Annotated in this window: 18 protein-coding genes; 13 read left to right on the top strand and 5 right to left on the bottom strand. The window is 63.8% G+C overall.

Going from position 1 to position 17412, the window contains the following annotated elements:
- Positions 1–377, bottom strand: a 377-nt coding sequence (locus VNZ93_RS06475; RefSeq protein WP_325701760.1) for a glycosyltransferase, incomplete at its 3' end; no start/stop codon positions are given.
- Positions 378–529: 152 nt separating this feature from the next.
- Here VNZ93_RS06475 and VNZ93_RS06480 point away from each other — a divergent pair.
- The 6 genes from VNZ93_RS06480 to VNZ93_RS06505 all read left to right on the top strand — a co-directional run bounded on the left by VNZ93_RS06480 (position 530) and on the right by VNZ93_RS06505 (position 6511).
- On the top strand, positions 530–1717 hold the full coding sequence (locus tag VNZ93_RS06480; protein ID WP_325701764.1) for a PA0069 family radical SAM protein: 1188 nt from the start codon (positions 530–532) through the stop codon (positions 1715–1717).
- 91 nt (positions 1718–1808) lie between these two features.
- Complete coding sequence (locus VNZ93_RS06485; RefSeq protein WP_325701767.1) at positions 1809–2249, top strand: VOC family protein; 441 nt, start codon at positions 1809–1811, stop codon at positions 2247–2249.
- 40 nt (positions 2250–2289) lie between these two features.
- Entirely contained in the window at positions 2290–2988 is a 699-nt protein-coding gene (locus VNZ93_RS06490) for a ribonuclease HII (protein ID WP_325701770.1), read from the top strand.
- Between the two features lie 68 nt (positions 2989–3056).
- Positions 3057–4589, top strand: a complete 1533-nt coding sequence (locus VNZ93_RS06495; protein ID WP_325701772.1) for a glycosyltransferase family 39 protein — start codon at positions 3057–3059, stop codon at positions 4587–4589.
- Positions 4590–4745: 156 nt separating this feature from the next.
- Positions 4746–6083: an NCS2 family permease gene (locus tag VNZ93_RS06500; RefSeq protein ID WP_325701775.1), complete on the top strand. Its 1338-nt coding sequence runs from the start codon at positions 4746–4748 to the stop codon at positions 6081–6083.
- The gene (locus tag VNZ93_RS06505) at positions 6080–6511 is read left to right on the top strand and encodes an EamA family transporter (protein ID WP_325701778.1); all 432 of its coding nucleotides are present in this window, start codon (positions 6080–6082) and stop codon (positions 6509–6511) included. Before VNZ93_RS06500 ends, VNZ93_RS06505 begins: the two co-directional genes overlap by 4 nt.
- Here the strand turns inward: VNZ93_RS06505 and VNZ93_RS06510 are convergent.
- Positions 6508–7326: a uracil-DNA glycosylase gene (locus tag VNZ93_RS06510; protein WP_325701781.1), complete on the bottom strand. Its 819-nt coding sequence runs from the start codon at positions 7324–7326 to the stop codon at positions 6508–6510. The genes VNZ93_RS06505 and VNZ93_RS06510 overlap by 4 nt on opposite strands.
- Before the next feature lie 88 nt (positions 7327–7414).
- Between VNZ93_RS06510 and VNZ93_RS06515 the strand changes: the two genes are divergently transcribed.
- From VNZ93_RS06515 to VNZ93_RS06525, 3 genes are all read left to right on the top strand, one after another.
- Positions 7415–9067 carry an electron transfer flavoprotein-ubiquinone oxidoreductase gene (locus VNZ93_RS06515; RefSeq protein WP_325701784.1) on the top strand — a complete coding sequence of 551 codons (1653 nt, stop codon included), beginning with the start codon at positions 7415–7417 and terminating at the stop codon, positions 9065–9067.
- A 152-nt stretch (positions 9068–9219) separates the two neighbouring features.
- Positions 9220–10980 carry a tetratricopeptide repeat protein gene (locus VNZ93_RS06520; RefSeq protein ID WP_325701787.1) on the top strand — a complete coding sequence of 587 codons (1761 nt, stop codon included), beginning with the start codon at positions 9220–9222 and terminating at the stop codon, positions 10978–10980.
- Between the two features lie 7 nt (positions 10981–10987).
- The gene (locus VNZ93_RS06525; RefSeq protein ID WP_325701790.1) at positions 10988–11917 is read left to right on the top strand and encodes a 4-(cytidine 5'-diphospho)-2-C-methyl-D-erythritol kinase; all 930 of its coding nucleotides are present in this window, start codon (positions 10988–10990) and stop codon (positions 11915–11917) included.
- Between the two features lie 49 nt (positions 11918–11966).
- Here VNZ93_RS06525 and VNZ93_RS06530 read toward each other — a convergent pair whose 3' ends face one another.
- The gene (locus VNZ93_RS06530) at positions 11967–12977 is read right to left on the bottom strand and encodes a polyprenyl synthetase family protein (protein WP_325701793.1); all 1011 of its coding nucleotides are present in this window, start codon (positions 12975–12977) and stop codon (positions 11967–11969) included.
- Between the two features lie 174 nt (positions 12978–13151).
- On the opposite strand from VNZ93_RS06530, the gene VNZ93_RS06535 reads away from it, so the two are divergent.
- The 4 genes from VNZ93_RS06535 (at position 13152) to VNZ93_RS06550 (ending at position 15482) form a co-directional block, all read left to right on the top strand.
- Positions 13152–13382, top strand: a complete 231-nt coding sequence (locus VNZ93_RS06535) for a DUF2007 domain-containing protein (RefSeq protein WP_325701796.1) — start codon at positions 13152–13154, stop codon at positions 13380–13382.
- Positions 13379–14140 carry a tRNA1(Val) (adenine(37)-N6)-methyltransferase gene (locus VNZ93_RS06540; RefSeq protein WP_325701799.1) on the top strand — a complete coding sequence of 254 codons (762 nt, stop codon included), beginning with the start codon at positions 13379–13381 and terminating at the stop codon, positions 14138–14140. Before VNZ93_RS06535 ends, VNZ93_RS06540 begins: the two co-directional genes overlap by 4 nt.
- 230 nt (positions 14141–14370) lie before the next feature.
- On the top strand, positions 14371–15258 hold the full coding sequence (locus VNZ93_RS06545) for a S49 family peptidase (RefSeq protein ID WP_325701801.1): 888 nt from the start codon (positions 14371–14373) through the stop codon (positions 15256–15258).
- Positions 15259–15275: 17 nt separating this feature from the next.
- On the top strand, positions 15276–15482 hold the full coding sequence (locus VNZ93_RS06550) for a hypothetical protein (RefSeq protein WP_325701804.1): 207 nt from the start codon (positions 15276–15278) through the stop codon (positions 15480–15482).
- Positions 15483–15485: 3 nt separating this feature from the next.
- Here VNZ93_RS06550 and VNZ93_RS06555 read toward each other — a convergent pair whose 3' ends face one another.
- Together VNZ93_RS06555 and VNZ93_RS06560 are read right to left on the bottom strand one after the other, a co-directional pair.
- On the bottom strand, positions 15486–16613 hold the full coding sequence (locus VNZ93_RS06555) for a M48 family metallopeptidase (protein ID WP_325701806.1): 1128 nt from the start codon (positions 16611–16613) through the stop codon (positions 15486–15488).
- 218 nt (positions 16614–16831) lie between these two features.
- Complete coding sequence (locus tag VNZ93_RS06560; protein WP_325701809.1) at positions 16832–17392, bottom strand: LemA family protein; 561 nt, start codon at positions 17390–17392, stop codon at positions 16832–16834.
- Between the last annotated feature and the right edge of the window lie 20 nt (positions 17393–17412).

The raw sequence follows: 17412 nt of genomic DNA on the forward strand, positions 1-17412 counted from the left end.
GCGCGCAGCATCGACTCGTGTCCCTGCGGACGCGCGGCCTCGCTGAAACAGGCCGCGATATCCGAGGACGCGCGGTCAACGAATTGCTGGACGTCCGCGACCCATCCCGGCTCCAGCACGGCGCCCGCCGCGATCACCATCAGCCATTCGCTGCGGGCGGATTCCGCAGCAAAATCAAGGCGCGGCCCAAGGGGCCCCGGCTTCGCCAGAAAGCGGCAGCCCGCGATATCCCCGACCTCGGCGGTTTCGTCGGTCGAACCACCGTCGGCCAGGATCACCTCGCGAATCAGTCCGGCCGTCGCCCCCGGCACCAGACAGGCCAGCGTCCGTACCAGGATACGTTCTGATTCGTGGGTGGGGATGATCACACTCAGCATGGAACTGGATTCGGCGGTCCCGGTTGGCCCCGTATTGTTTCAGCCGGCCCATATGGTGGGGTTGTGAATATCCGATGCCACGACATTCAGCCATGCCGATCAACTTCGAATATGTTCTTGTTTTGTTCGTTGCCGGCGCCTAGATATTCGCTATGGCACGTCCATCCGCAGCCCTGAGACACCCGCCGGCGCATGTGCCCTCCGCGCCTGCGGGTGACTTTGCAAGGAATACCCCGGAAGGCGCTTCCGACCAGTCCGGGCTCCTTGGCGTCGGCGTTGACAGACAGCGCAGGCGAGGCCGCGGTACCCTTTCGAACGCTTCCGGCCGCTACGAGCCGCTGGCCCGCATCGCGTTCGACGACGGCTGGCAGAGCCTCGACGAATTGCCGCCGTTCAAGACCACCGTCCAGGTCGACGCGACGCGCAAGATCATCACCCGCAACGACTCGCCCGACATCTCCTTCGACCGCTCGATCAATCCCTATCGCGGCTGCGAGCACGGCTGCGTCTATTGCTTCGCACGACCGACACACGCCTATCTCGGCATGTCGCCGGGGCTCGATTTCGAGTCGAAGCTGTTCATGAAACCGGACGCGCCGACGCTGCTGGAGCGCGAACTGGCCTCGCCCGGTTACACGCCGCGCACGATCGCGATCGGCACCAATACCGATCCTTATCAGCCGATCGAGAAGCAATACGAGATCATGCGCCGCATCCTCGAGGTGCTGGAACGCGCCGGCCATCCGGTCGGCATCGTGACGAAATCCGCATTAGTCACGCGCGACATCGATATCCTCGCGCGCATGGCGAAGCGCAATCTCGCGAAGGTCGCCATTTCGGTGACGACGCTGGACGGCAAACTCGCACGCACCATGGAACCGCGCGCCTCGACACCAGCCAAGCGGCTCGAAGCGCTGCGGCAATTGTCGGACGCCGGCATCCCGACCGCAGCGATGATCGCGCCGGTGATCCCCGCGATCAACGATGCCGATATCGAGCGCATCCTCGATGCGGTCGCGCTCGCCGGCGTGAAGAGCGCAGGTTACGTCATGCTGCGCCTGCCGCTCGAAGTGCGCGACCTGTTCAAGGAATGGCTGATGGCGAATTACCCCGACCGCTTCCGCCATGTGATCAAACTCGTGCGCGAGATGCGCGGAGGCAAGGACTACGACTCGACCTGGGGCAAGCGGCAGACCGGCGAAGGTCCCTATGCCTGGCTTGTCGGACGGCGCTTCGAGGCCGCCTGCGATCGGCTTGGCCTGAACAAGGAAAGAGCGAAGCTTACCACCGAACATTTCCAGAAGCCCGTAAAGGGCAGCGAACAGCTGAGTTTGTTTTGAGTTCGTCGCCCCCGCGAAGGTGGGGGCCCATAACCGCAACTCTGGAATGTAGGTCCGCGCTTTCGCGGGGACGACGTAGAGCGCCGAACAGATGCCCCATCCCCACATCAGCCTCGTGACACTCGGCGTAACCGATGTCCCGCGCGCAGCGCGCTTTTATGAAGCGCTAGGCTTCAAACGAAAGATGAAGGCGGCACCGGAAAGCGAGGTCGCGTTCTTCGATGCCGGCACCGTGGCGCTGTCCCTTTATGCAGTCAGCGGGCTCGCGCGCGATGCCGGCTTCGCTCCCGACACCGGGTCCTCGGCGTTTCGCGGCGCGTCGCTCGCGTGGAACTGTGCGAGTGAAGCCGACGTCGACGCAGTGATGGAACTCGCGCGGCAGGCCGGCGCGACGGAACTCGTCCCGGCCAAGAAGGCTGCGTGGGGCGGCTATCACGGCCATTTCGCCGATCCGGATGGCCACATCTGGGAAGTGGCGCACAATCCCCAATTTCCACTGTCCGCCGACGGACGCCCCGCCCTTCCGGATTAGCCGTTGCGCGCGGGCCGGCATCCCGCTCAATGTCGGTTCCATGAGTCGAACACAAGCGCCCGCGCGCCTGCCGCTGAAAGACGAGATCGTCCGCCCGACGTTCCGGCGCGAACGGCGTGCCTACAACAACGGAATCTGGCCGGTCGCAGGTTGTGACGAAGCCGGCCGCGGCCCCTTGGCAGGCCCTGTCGTGGCGGCGGCCGTCGTGCTCGACCCGAACCGGATCCCGCGCGGCCTCAATGACTCCAAGAAACTGACCCATGCCGAGCGCGAGAAGCTCTACGGCCGCATTTGCGCGACGGCCGAAGTCGGTGTCGCCTTTGCGTCGCCGGCGCGCATCGATCGCGACAATATCCTGCAGGCTTCGCTCTGGGCGCTCGCACAGGCCGTCGCCGCCCTGCCCTGCCGGCCGAAACTGGTCTACGTCGACGGCCGCGATCGCATCAAAGTTCCCTGCGATTGCGAGGCGGTAATCTCTGGCGATGCGCTGGTGCTTTCGATCGCTGCCGCATCGATTGTCGCCAAGGTCACGCGCGACCGGCTGATGATGCAGATCGGCGCCGCCTATCCCGGCTACGGCTTCGAGCGTCACATGGGCTATTCGGTGCCGGAGCATTTCGCGGCCCTGCAACGGCTCGGTCCGACGATCCACCATCGGCGCAGCTTCTCGCCGGTCGCCATCGCAGACGGGCTCAAGCAGCCGCCCGCGGCCGAACCGGCTCTCGGGTTGCCTCTCTGACGCAGGCAGGCTTATCTCTGGCCGCCCCACCCGGTCTCACGGGGCGGGGCGTCATGCCAGCGGCGTCCATGCTCACAGTTTCCCTCCCCATCGAAATCCTGCGTACCAGGCCGAGCCTGATTTTCTGGCTGGCAACGCTAGCCCAGGCATTGTTGTGGGTTGTGGTCCCGACGCTGTTCTATTCGGCGCCACCCGGCGAGCTGGCCGATGTCATCGCCGTTGGCCACGAGTTGAAGTTCGGCTCGGAGCTTGGTCCGCCCCTCGCCTTCTGGCTCGCAGAGATCGCACTGCAAGTCACCGGCGGGCACATGATCGGCGTCTATATCCTCTCGCAGATCTGCATCGTCGCGACCTATTGGGCTGTGTACCAGCTCGGCTGCGCGACCGTCGGCGAGCGCCACGCGGTACTCGCGGTGCTGCTGATGATCGGCATTTCGGTGTTCACGATCACCTCGCCGGATTTCGGCCCTGACATCCTGATGATGCCGCTCTGGGCGTTCGCAATCCTGCATCTGTGGCGCGCCACCGGTGAGGACAAGTCGCTCTACTGGTTCGCGCTGGCCGTCGATTTCTGGCTGATGCTGCTGACCTCGCACCTTGCGCTGCTGCTGTTCGCGGTCGTTGTCGGTTTCGTTCTGATCAACCCGCGTGCACGCAAGACGGCCGCAAATCCCGCAACCGGAATGGCGGCAATCACGGTGCTCTGCATGATGTTGCCGAACATCGTGCTGATCCGCGAATATGGCTTCGGTCTCACGCCAAATGTCGCGCGGCTTCGCAGTTTCGAAGTGGTCGATCAGAACATCATTGCCTGGTTACGGCTGCTTGCGCTTATCGCCGTCGCACATGCGGGCGCTGTCATCCTGGTGGTCCTGGCGTGCAACCTCTCGCGCACCAGGAATGTCGAAGCGGCGGCCGTGGTTGGCTATCCAGCGGACCCTTATGCGCGCAACCTCATCCTTAGCTTTGCGCTCGCACTCCTGATCGTGGTCACGTCGTTCGCGGTAATGTCCGGAAAATCCGATCTCTCCGGCATCCCGCCGCTCCTCGTGCTGTCCGGGCTTGCGATCGTCACCGTGGCCGGCGAGACGATCATGCTGCATCATCAGCGCTTGCTGAGCATCGCATGGATCAGCCTGCTGCTCGTGCCCGCAATATTGATGGCGGCGGGCGTACTGCTCCTGCCGTCGGTGTTCGCGGTCGATCTGCGGACCGCACAACCTGCCGATGAGATCGCGCGATTCTTCACCGACAATTTCGAGCGGCGCACGCAGCGCAGGCTGGAGGTCGTGGCCGGCGAACCGCGGCTTGCCTCGCTGGTTTCAGTCGCATCCGCAAGCCGCCCGCGCGTCCATCATGCTCCGGATTCCGGCCGGCCGCAGCTCGCGACCCGACAGGACATCATGCAAAAGGGCGCGGTCGTGCTCTGGCGCGCGACGGACAGCGCCGGAACACCGCCGGCGGACATCAAGGCGCAGTTCCCGGACATCGTGCCGGAGGTGCCGCGCGCATTCGACCGAGCGCTGCCCGGCCGCGCACCGGTCTTGCGCATCGGCTGGGGCGTCGTGCGCCCGCAGACCACCGCACCCGCATCGCAATAGCGATCAATACGCATCGCGGTCTTCCCGCGGCTGCCCCGCGATGCGGTTGGCATGAGTCTGGCATTTCTTGCGGTGGACAACGTCACAATCGGCCGGGAATGGCGGCGGCAAACCGCTAATCTCGCTGGTCGAAAACGGGGCATGCAGGGGGTGACCATGGCCACGGACAACAAGCCGGCCGCGAAGGCGGACGGCTTTCTCGACAATTATTTCGGCCTAACGGCCAACGGCACGAATGTGAGGACCGAGGCGCTTGCCGCCCTGACCACGTTCCTGACCATGGCGTACATCATTTTCGTCAATCCGAGCATTCTGACCAAAGCAGGGATGGACCAGGGCGCGGTGTTCGTCGCCACCTGCATCGCCGCCGCGGTGTGCTCGATCGTGATGGGGCTATACGCGAATTACCCGATCGCGCTCGCACCGGGCATGGGTCTGAACGCCTTCTTCGCCTTCACCGTGGTGCTCACCTACAAATATTCCTGGCAGCAGGCGCTGGCGGCGGTGTTCCTGTCGGGCGTGCTGTTCTTCCTGCTGTCGGTGACCGGGCTGCGCGAATACATCATCAACCAGATCCCGCGTAACCTGAAATACGCGATCGGCGCCGGCGTCGGGCTGTTCCTCGGCATCATCGCCCTGGAGAACGCGGGCATCATCGTCGATCATCCGGCGACGCTGGTGACGCTCGGTCATCTCAACACCGCGGCGCCGCTGCTGTGCCTGTTCGGCTTCATCCTGATCGTGGCCCTGCATTCACGCAGGATTCACGGCGCAACCCTGATCGGCATCCTGATCGTCGGCATCATCGGCCTGCCGCTCGGTCTGTCGAAATTCACCGGCGTCGTGTCAATGCCGCCTTCTATCGCGCCGACGTTGCTTCAACTGGACTTCTCACGCATCTTCGAACTGTCGTTCCTGATCGTCGTGTTCTCGATCCTGATGATCGACGTGTTCGACAATGCCGGCACCCTGATCGCGGTGACTGAGAAAGCCGGCTTCGTCGACAAGGACGGCAACCTGCCGCGCATGAAGCAGGCGCTGATCTCCGACAGCTTCGCCGCCATGTTCGGCGCCTCGATCGGCACCTCAACCACGACGAGTTACATTGAAAGCGCGGCGGGCGTCGAAGCGGGCGGCCGGACCGGCCTCACCGCGGTGTTCGTTGGCATCCTGTTCCTGTTCGCGCTGTTCTTTTCGCCGCTCGCCGGACTAATCCCGGCCTATGCGTCGGCGGCAGCGCTGCTGTTTGTCGCCGCCGTGATGGCTAGCATGATGGCGGAACTGAACTGGGACGACATCACCGAGTCCGCTCCGGCCGTGATTGCCGCAATCACGATGCCGCTGACCTACTCGATCGCGACCGGCATCGGCCTTGGCTTCATCACCTACGCACTGATCAAGCTGATCGCCGGCAAGTACAAGGACGTATCGGTTGCCGTTGCCGCGCTCGCGATCATCTTCGCGGTCAAGCTGATCCTTGTGCCGGGCGGATGAGCAACGCCCTTTCAGCGTGGCAATTCTGGGCGGTTCTGTCCGCCCTGTTTGCCGCGCTGACCGCAATCTTCGCCAAGATCGGCGTCGAGGCGATTAACGCCGACCTTGCGACCTTCATCCGCACCATCGTGGTGATCTGCCTGCTGGCGGCTATCCTGGCCGCCACCGGCGGCTTCCAGAACCCGGCATCGGTGCCGGGGAGAACCTGGCTGTTCCTGCTTCTGTCCGGCCTCGCGACAGGCGCGTCGTGGCTCTGTTACTTTCGCGCGCTCAAGATCGGACAGGCGTCGCAGGTTGCTCCCATTGATAAGCTGAGCGTCGTGCTGGTAGCGATCTTCGGGGTGGTGTTCCTCGGTGAGAAGCTTTCGGCGCTGAACGCGCTCGGCGTGGCGCTGATCGCGGCGGGCGCGATACTGGTCGCGCTCTAGCCCGCCAGCGCTTTCTTGATCGCGAGAAAGTCACGCCAGGCCAGCCGCTTCTCGATCGGTGTGCGCAACAGATAGGCCGGGTGATAGGTCGGCATCGCCCGGATCTCCTGCGCTTCGGACCTGTAGGTGAACCAGCGCCCGCGCGTCCTGCGGATGCCGTCGGTGACGCCGAGCAGCGTCGCGGTTGACGGCTTGCCGAGGCAGACCAGCACCTGCGGACCGACGAGCTCGATCTGGCGCTGGATGAACGGCAGACAGATCTGCGTTTCGTGGATCGACGGGTCGCGGTTTCCGGGCGGCCGCCAGGGTACGATGTTGGCGATATAGACGTCGGACCGTGCGATCCCGATCGCGCCGAGCATCCGGTCCAGCAATTGTCCCGAGCGGCCGACGAAGGGAATGCCCTTCTGATCCTCCTCGGATCCCGGCGCCTCGCCGACGAACATCAGGCGCGCCTTCGGATTGCCGTCCCCGAACACGAGTTGCTTTGCCGTGGTACGCAACGCGCAGCCCTCGAAGGCGGCCATGATCTCGCGCAGCGCGTCGAGCGAGGCCGCCGAACGCGCGGCCGCACGTGCCGCCATGATCGCCTCCTCGGGCAACGGCGGCGGGGGCGCAGCCACGGCGGCCGGTGCGGCGGGCCGAAGTTCCGGGAGAGGGCGGACAGCAGCGGCCGCGCCAGGATCGGTCGCCGGCGCCGGGGCAAGTTGATCCGCAAAACGGTTGGCCGGCGCCTCGTCCAGCGCGACGTCCACGCCGGATTCGACATAGAACGTCAGCAGATCACGGACGGAATTGGCCTCGACGGGGGTCATGACCGGACTTTAGCACGATGATATCGCCAGACTGATTGTCGGATTTCCCTAAACATGAAAAAAGCAGGGCTCGATCAGAGGAAGTCTAATGTCTGAGTTGCCGCCACGCGAAAGTATGGAATTTGACGTCGTCATCGTAGGCGCAGGTCCAGCAGGCCTCGCCGCCGCGATCCGGCTCAAGCAAGTGTCACCGGATATCAGCGTCGTCGTAGTGGAGAAAGGCTCCGAGGTCGGCGCGCATATCCTGTCCGGTGCGGTCATCGACCCCTCGGGTCTCGACCGCCTGCTGCCCGACTGGCGCGAGGACCCGGACCGTCCCCTGAAGACCGAGGTCGCGGACGACCGCTTTTACTGGATGACCCAAAGCTCCGCGATCAAGGTGCCGCTGTTCATGGCGCCGCCGCTGATGAGCAACCATGGCTGTTTCATCGGATCGCTCGGGCTCGTCACGAAGTTTCTGGCGGCCAAGGCGGAAGCGCTCGGGGTCGAAATCTATCCGGGCTTTGCGGCCGCCGAACTGGTCTTTGGCGAGAATGGCGAAGTGCGCGGCATCGCCACCGGCGACATGGGGATCGGCAAGGACGGCGAGCCGACCGACGCCTTTACCCGCGGCATGGAATTGCTGGGCAAATACACGCTGTTCGCGGAAGGCGCGCGCGGATCGCTGAGCAAGATCCTGATTGCGAAATACGGACTCGCGAGCGATCGCGAGCCGCCGAAATTCGGCATCGGCCTCAAGGAAATCTGGCAGGTCGATCCGGCGAAGCACAAGCCGGGCCTCGCGCAGCACTCGTTCGGCTGGCCGCTCGACAACAAGACCGGCGGCGGCTCGTTCCTCTATCACTACGATGACAACCTGATCGCGGTCGGCTTCGTGGTCCACCTGAACTACGAAAACCCGTATCTGTCGCCGTTCGAGGAATTCCAGCGCTTCAAGACGCATCCGGCGGTGCGCGACGTGTTCGAGGGCGCAAAGCGCCTTGCCTATGGTTCGCGCGCGATCACCGAAGGCGGCTATCAGTCGGTGCCGAAGCTCGTTTTCCCGGGCGGCGCGCTGATCGGGTGCGCCGCCGGCTTCGTCAACGTGCCGCGGATCAAGGGCTCCCATAACGCGATTTCATCGGGGATGCTCGCTGCCGAGCATGTCGCGCAGGCGCTGTCGGCCGGCCGCTCCAACGATGAACTCTCTGGATACGAGGCCGCATGGCGCGGCTCACCGGTCGGCAAGGACCTCTGGCCGGTGCGCAACGTGAAGCCGCTCTGGTCGAAATTCGGAACAATCGTCGGCGTCGCGCTCGGCGGCCTCGACATGTGGACCAACACGCTGGGCTTCTCGCTGTTCGGCACCCAGAAGCATGGCAAGCCCGACTGGCAGGCACTGAAGCCCGCCAGCGAATGCACGCCGATCGCCTATCCGAAGCCGGACGGCAAGATCACTTTCGACCGGCTGTCCTCGGTGTTCCTGTCCAACACCAACCACGAGGAAAATCAGCCGCCGCATCTGAAAGTGGCGAACATGGCGCTCCAGAAATCATCCGAGCACGATGTTTATGCGGGCCCCTCGAACCGCTATTGCCCGGCCGGCGTTTATGAATGGGTCGGCGAAGGCGCGGACCTGAAATACGTGATCAACGCGCAAAATTGCGTTCACTGTAAAACCTGCGACATCAAGGACCCGAACCAGAACATCACCTGGGTTCCGCCGGAAGGCGCCGGAGGTCCGAACTACCCGAATATGTGACTTAATATGTGAGACCCCGCCGGCAGAAACGTCACGATAAAGCCCCATTGCGGCCTACAGCCTCAGGTGGGGCTTAACGGCTGTCCTTGCGGCAATAGCGCAAAAAGGCCATCCTCGATCCGAGCCGGCGGGACCGCTTCGCAGGTCCCGCGATGGAGATTTTCGACGTGAACCTGTCGACCCTGATTAAGCCCGTGGCCGTATCGGCCACCGCGTTCGGTATCCTAATGTTGCCGAGCCTGTTGGCCGCGCAAGCGCCGACCAAGCCGGATGCGTCGCGAACCTCCGCCGCGGGAAACTATCTCGCCGCACGCCATGCCGTTCAGCAGCGCGACTCGGCTTCGGCCTCGACCTATTTCAGAGCCGCGCTTCGCTCCGATCCGAAGAATCCCGATCTGCTGCAACGCGCATTCGGTGCAGCGCTGACCGAAGGCGATATGGAAGAAGCCTTCCGGCTCGCGGAGCGGATCACCCAGATCAACAAGAACGATCGCGACGCTCGGCTCGTGCTCGGCATTCGCGCGATCAAGAACAAGCAATGGCAGGCCGCCCGCCAGAATATCGCGCAATCGGTACGCGGGCCGGTCACCGACCTCACCGCCGCCTTGTTGATCGCCTGGACCCAGTATGGCGCCAAGGACTCCAAGGCCGCGATCGAGACCATCGACCGGCTGCAGGGCCCCGACTGGTACAACATCTTCAAGGATGAGCATGCCGGCCTGATCCTCGATATCGCGAACCGCAAGAAAGAAGCGGCCAAGCGTTTCGAGAAGGTGCACAAGCTCGACGGCACCAACCTGCGCGTCGTCGAATCCTACGGCAGCTTCCTGTCGCGGCACGGCACCAAGGACGAGGCGCTGGAGGTTTACGGCACCTTCGACAAGGCCCTGCCGCGGCATCCGCTGGTGACGCATGCGGTCAAGCAGATCGAGGCCGGCCAGAAGCTTCCGCCGATGATCCAGACCCCCGAAGCGGGCGCCGCGGAAGTGCTTTACGGCATCGGCGCTGTCGTCGGCCGCCGCGGCGGCGAGGAACTCGGCCTCGCCTATCTGCAGCTCGCACTTTATCTCGAGCCGAAACATCCGCTCGCGCTGCTCTCGCTGGCCGATCTCTACGAGACGATGAAGAAACCGCAGCTCGCGATCGAGGCGTATCGGCGCGTGCCGGCGGATTCGCCGCTGCACCGGAATTCGGAAATCCAGCTCGCCGCCAATCTCGATTCGCTCGAGAAGACGGAGGAAGCGAAGGAACATCTCCGCAAGCTGATCGAGGAAAATCCTTCCGACACGGAAGCGATCATGATGCTTGGTCATATCGAGCGGTCCCGCAAGCAATATGCCGATTGCGCGAAGACCTATACGCGCGTGATCGACCAGCTTGAAAAGCCCGGCCGCGGAAACTGGAACGTGTTCTATTCGCGGGGCATCTGCAACGAGCGCAACAAGAACTGGGCCGCTGCCGAAGCTGACTTCAAGAAATCGCTGGAGCTCTACCCGGATCGCGCCGACGTGCTGAATTATCTCGGCTATTCCTGGGTCGATCAGGGCGTCAATCTCGACGAAGGCATGAAGATGATCCGCCGCGCCGTCGAGCAGAAGCCGGATGACGGCTACATCGTCGACTCGCTCGGCTGGGCCTATTACCGGATCGGCAATTACGACGAGGCGGTGAAGCATCTCGAGCGCGCCGTCGAGATCCGGCCGGAGGATCCGACCATCAACGATCATCTAGGCGATGCCTACTGGAAGGTCGGCCGTCAGCTCGAAGCGCAGTTCCAGTGGTCGCACGCAGCCTCGCTCAAGCCTGAGCCCGAAGAGCTGGTGAAGATCGAGAAGAAGCTGAAGGAAGGTCTCCCCGACGAGGGGCCCGGCGCGACGGCCGAACAGAAGACCAAGCCTGGCAACGGCGGTTGATGCGGTCGTGACAGCAGGCTCGACGGAGCCTTTCGCGTTTGCTCCGGCCAAGATCAATCTGACGCTCCGCATCGGGCGAAAGCGTCCCGATGGCTACCACGATCTCGAAAGCCTCGTGGTGTTCGCCGGTATCGGCGACACCCTGCGGCTCGTGCCGGGGGCCTCGCTCAGCCTCGATGTGGATGGCCCGACCGGCACACAGGCGGGGCCTGCCGACGATAATCTCGTTGTGAAAGCGACGCGAGCGCTTCAGGCCCATATCCCTGACCTGCGGACGGGACATTTCCATCTGACGAAGTCGACGCCCGTCGCAGCAGGACTTGGCGGCGGATCGTCGGACGCAGCGGCCGCGCTTCGCCTGATCGCACGCCTCAACAATCTGCCGGCGGACGATCAGCGCGTCATGGCCGCCGCAAAGGCGAGCGGCGCCGATGTGCCGGTCTGCCTCGATCCGAAGCCACGCATCATGCGCGGGATCGGCGAAATTCTCTCGGAGCCGTTCGACCTTCCGGTGCTCCATGCGGTGCTGGTCAATCCCGGCGTGCCGGTGCCGACCGGCGCGGTCTTCGGTGCCCTTGCCGCGGCGCGGGCCGGCTCGGCACCCGCTATCGAAGGCGACCCGGCATCGCGATGCGTGGAAAGCGGAAAGCCGTCCTTCGATGCGCTGCTGGATGCGGTCGCAGCATCGTCGAACGATCTCGAAGCTCCGGCGCTCTCTTTATTTCCGGCCGTCAACGAAACACTCGGGGCGCTGCGGGGCCTGCCTTCATGCCGGCTGGCCCGCATGAGCGGATCCGGCGGGACCTGTTTCGGACTGTTCGAGACCGCCGGCGATGCAAAAGACGCAGCGGCGCGGCTCAAGCGCGATCATCCCGGCTGGTGGGCGCAGAACACAACACTCGGCGCGGCAGAAACGTCGTTTCAACGCTCAAGCTGACGCCGCTTCCTGAAGACGCGAACCGGAATCCGCTTCGCTCAATGAAGCTTCAGTAAGCGCGCGCGAGACAGAACGCGACCGCCTCTTCGAGAGAGGACTTCATCGGCGACGGCGGGAACAGCGCAAGCGCGTCGATCGCCATCGCGCCATAATGCTGGGCGCGCCCGATGGTGTCTTCCAGGGCGCGGTGCTTGGTCATCAGCGAAATCGCGCGATCAAGATCGGCGTCGGTCGCAGAACCCTGTTCGAGGCAGCGCGTCCAGAAGGCGCGTTCCTCCTCGGTGCCGCGGCGGAACGACAGCACCACCGGCAACGTGATCTTGCCCTCGCGGAAATCGTCGCCGACATTCTTGCCGAGCTTTGCGGACTTGCCGCCGTAATCGAGCGCGTCGTCGACGAGCTGGAACGCAATGCCGAGATTCATGCCGTAGGAACGGCAGGCGGCCAGATCGGCCTTGGCACGACCCGCGAGCACCGGCCCGACTTCGCATGCCGCCGCGAACAATTCGGCGGTCTTGCCGCGGATCACGGCGAGATATTCGTCTTCGGTGGTCTGCGTGTTCTTGGCGGCGGCGAGCTGCATCACCTCGCCCTCGGCGATCACCGTAGCGGCCTGGGAGAGGATATCGAGTGCACGCAGGTTGCCCACATCGACCATCATCCGGAAGGCCTGGCCGAGCAGAAAGTCGCCGACCAGCACGCTCGCCTCGTTGCCCCAGAGCATGCGCGCCGCGAGCTTGCCGCGCCGCATCTCGCTCTCGTCAACAACATCGTCGTGGAGCAGCGTCGCGGTGTGCATGAACTCGACCGCGGCGGCGAGCTTGATATGGCCCTCGCCGCCATAGCCGGAGAGCTGCGCCATCGCGAGCGTCAGCATCGGCCGCAAGCGCTTCCCGCCCGAATTGATCAGGTGGTTCGCAACCTCCGGTATCATGGTGACCTGCGAACCGGTGCGCGCCAGGATCGCGGCATTGACCCGGTCCATATCCGATGCGACCAGCTCGACCAGCCGGTTGATCGAAGCCGAAGGCTGCGATTCGAAGGGGATGACGACAGCCAAACAAACCACTCCCACGAGAAGACAAGGCCACAATAGAAACGGTATACTGGCCCGGCAAGTGCGCCCCTTCGCCACGTAAGCTATTTCGACCCATTGCGGAAGAAGCAAGATCATCGGTGACAGCGCCGATTGTGGCAAAAGGCGCTGCTGCGAGCCCACCGGCAGGACCCTCCATTGCAGGAAATTGTCCGTACCAACGACCCCGTCCTGATCAGCGCGATCGAGGCGCTTCTCGGCGGGGCCCATATTCCCTACCTGGTGCTCGACCAGAATATGAGCGTCCTGGAAGGCTCGATCGGCATGCTGCCCCGGCGCATTCTGGTGGACGATGGCTCTGAACTGGAGGCGCGCCAGCTCCTGACCGATGCCGGTCTCGGCCGGGAACTGCGCCCGCAAGGGCCATGACGACGCCCGGCGCGGCGGCCGGCACCACCGACGACGCCATCCTGAATGGCCGCCTGCGGCTGCTGCAGCCCAGACGCGGGCACCGGTTCGGACACGACGCCATCCTGCTCGCTGCGGCGGTGCCGGCGAGACCCGGCGAGCGCGTCGCGGAATTCGGCGCAGGTGTCGGTGCTGCGAGCCTCGCCCTGCTTGCGCGCGTGCCCGAGATCGACGTCACGCTTTTCGAGATCGATCCGGCGCTCTGCGCGCTCGCGCAGCAGAACATCGTCCGCAACGGCTTTGCCGACCACGCTCGTGCGATCCAGCGGGACGTTACGCAGCCCCTTGAGTCAGGCCGCTTCGATCACGTCTTCATGAATCCACCCTTCAACGACGCCCGACTGCAACCCTCGCCTGATGCCGCACGACGGCTGGCGCATGCGGCGGGAGCGGATCTGCTGCCGCTGTGGGTCGGCTCAGCGCATTCGGCGCTTCGGGATGGCGGTACGATTACGCTGATCTGGCGCGCCGAGAAGCTTGCGGATGTCGTGACTGCGCTTGAGCGCGGATTTGGAAATCTGGAGGTCTTGCCGATCCGACCCGACGCCGTCAGAGCGCCGATTCGGGTGATCGTCGTGGCCGAGAAGGGCGGCGGCGCCTCAATGCGCACGCTGGAGCCCCTTGCGCTTAATGACGCAGCGTCACGCCCGACGATGGCTGCCGAGGCGATCTTGCGGCAAGGCGCAGCATTGCCGACGGCTGGCCATTCGAAGTCCTAACCGAGACGCTCCCGCTTCGCCGAGTGCGACAGGGACGACATGTGAGCAAATGTCGCGATCGCACCCAGCAGAAGGATCAACATATAAATCTTCATGGCCATGCGTCCCTCGTCACGACCAAGGACAAATCTCGTGAACCCCGGTCCGTTCCCACCGGGCGCATTCACAGGCGTTTCAGTTAATGTTGGGTAACGAACCCATCGCTTCAAGAGAAGTTGAGGATGTATTCGATGGCAGAGATTTCGGGCGAACAGGTCCGCAAATTTTTTGAATCTTTCCTTCCCGCACGTCTGCGGCGCGACACGCCGGTGGTTCCGGTCGTCAGACTGACGGGCGTGATCGGGTTTTCATCGCCGCTCCGGCCCGGCATCACGCTTGCGGGCGTCTCGCGGCTGCTCGACCGCGCGTTCGCGATGCGCCGCGCGAAGGCCGTCGCGCTTCTGATCAATTCGCCGGGCGGCTCGCCAGTGCAATCGCATCTGATCTATCGCCGCATCCGGCAATTGTCTGAAGAAAAGAAGATTCCGGTCATCGTCTTCATCGAGGATGCGGGCGCATCGGGCGGCTACATGATCGCGTGCGCGGGCGACGAGATCTATTGCGATCCGTTCTCGATCGTGGGGTCGATCGGCGTGATCGGTGCAACATTCGGGCTCGACAAGGCGATCGCAAAACTCGGCATCGAACGCCGCGTCTACACCGCCGGCGACCGAAAAATGACCCTCGATCCGTTCCTCCCCGAAGATCCGCGGGACGTTGCCCACATCAAGGCGATCCAGGAAGACATTCACGAAGGCTTTATCGCGCTGGTGAAGGAACGCCGCGGCAGCAAGCTGACCGGCCCCGAATCGGCCTTGTTCTCCGGCGAGTACTGGTCGGGCGAGCAGGCCCATCAGCATGGTCTTGTCGACGGTTTTGGTGAAATCCGTTCGTTCATGCGCGCGCGCTTCGGCGAAAAGGTTTATCTGCCGCTGATTGCCGATCGCGGATGGTTCGGTCGCCGGATTCCTGGCGTCGGATCGCAACTCGCGGCCGGACTTGTTGCCGGCGACGGTGTCGCGGCCGACGTTCTGTCGGTCGCGGAACAGCGGGCCGTGTGGGCCCGTTGCGGTTTGTAGGTTTTTGGATTGCGGATATGGGGGCGAAAATGATCCCGATCGTTCCTCGGCTTGTGATGTGGGCTGCCGGCGTGGTCGCCGGTCTTGCGATCGCGCGCCTCGCAAAGCGCGAATACGGGCGCGTGAACGAGGAACTGGACGAAGCCCGCCTCGCTCCGGTTTCCGAGCGCTCGCAGCATCCGACATTGCGGCGCGATCCGCGCACCGGCGTCTATCGGCTCTGATCCCTATTGGCGTGGTCCCCAGGGCCCCCGAGGGCCCCAGGGGCCGAAAACAGGCCCAGCGCCTGACTGCGGTGCCCGCGAGGCTTCCGGCTCCGCGGTCGGCTCAGCCGACGCGTCGCCTTCGTCGGCACCGGAATCGTCGAGTGCCAGCGGTCCGGGATCGTGCCCGCCGGCCATCCGCACCAGCGCATCCACACGGCTGTCGATCGAGGGGTGGGTCGCAAACATGTCCGCGAAGCCGGAGCGCGGGTTATCGACGCACATCTCCATGACCGCGGATGTGACGCCGTCCAGTTCGCCACGGTTCTCGATCTTGCGCAGCGCCGTGATCATGGCGTCGGGATTTTTCGTCAGCTCAACGGCGCCGGCATCGGCAAGAAATTCGCGTGAGCGCGACAGCGCGAAACGGATCACGAGCGAAAGAAACCATGCGACCGCGATCAGAACGACCGCAAGCAGAATGGCGGCGCCCGCACCGCCCTTGCGGTCGCTGCTGCCCGACGAACTGCCGCCGCCCATGCGCATGCCGCCGCGAAACATAACGCGGAAGAAGATCTCGGCCGCGAACGAAACCACGCCGGCGATGATCACCGCGATCACCATCATCCGGACGTCGCCATTGCGGATATGAGTCAATTCGTGCGCGAGCACGGCCTCGAGTTCGGCATCGTCCAGCCGGTCCAAAAGGCCGCGGGTGACGGTGATTGAATATTGCTTCTGGTTGAGGCCGGACGCGAACGCATTCAACGCGGAACTGTCCATGATCTTCAGCTTCGGCATTGGAATGCCGCGCGAGATGCAGAGATTCTCCAGAAGATTGTAAAGCCGTGGCTGTTCCTGGCGTGTGACCTCATGGCCGCCGGTCAGGGCGTCGATCATCCGCTGGTGAAAGCGGTACGCGATCAGGATCCAGATCGCGGTTCCGATCGCAACGAATGGCGCAGACCCGATCAGGTCGCGCCAGGCCCGTCCGACGATTTCTTCGAACGAGGCGCGGTTGTCGAGAAATGCCTCAGCGACCAGCGAACCCGCGAAGGTCATCAGGAAGACGAGAAAGAACAGGCCGATCAGCAGCGCGACCGATCGGCGGCGATTGCTCCGGATATGCGTGTAGAGGCCATAGGCCGCCATGCTTCAACGCCCCGCCGCGGCGGCCGAGGGCCGCCACCCCGGTGGAGTGGATTTGACATTCGCTATCCAACGGCCGCGGACTTGCAAAGCGAATGTCAAATCCAAAGCTCCACCAGAATTCAATACTTGCTGGTGGTCTTATGCTTCAAACATTCGCAAAGTGCCTGCTGCGAGGGGATGCGAATGTTAGAATCAGACCACCAGTCCCAAAGCCGGACCTAGAACTTGACTTGCGGCGCCTGCTCAAGCTGCGGCCGCGCCTCGCCGAGATCGAAGAATTCCCGCTTGTGGAAGCCGAGCGATCCGGCGACCAGCACCGCCGGAAAGCTTTCGATGCCGGTATTGTATTCCTGCACTGCGTTGTTGAAGAAGCGCCGCGCCGCAGCGATCTTGTTTTCGATGTCGGCCAGCTCGGTCTGCAGCTGCTGGAAATTCGTGTTGGCCTTCAGGTCGGGATAGGCCTCGGCCAGCGCGAAGAGCTGGCGGAGCGCGCCGCTCAGCACATTCTCGGCCGCGCCCTGCGCCGCCGGCCCCTGCGCCGCTATCGCCGCGTTGCGCGCCTTGATCACCGCATCGAGCGTCTCGCGCTCATGCGTGGCGTAGCCCTTCACGGTCTCGACGAGATTCGGGACGAGGTCGTGGCGCTGCTTGAGCTGCACATCGACATCGGCGAAGGCCTGGCTGACGCGCTGACGCATCGCGACAAGGCCGTTGTAGATCGAAATCCCCCAGAAGATGAGGCCGACAATCACAACAAGAATAACGAGCGACGAGGTCATGCAATCTCCTCTGGTTCAAC

The sequence above is a fragment of the Pseudorhodoplanes sp. genome, assembly GCF_035565795.1.
Classification (GTDB): domain Bacteria; phylum Pseudomonadota; class Alphaproteobacteria; order Rhizobiales; family Xanthobacteraceae; genus Pseudorhodoplanes.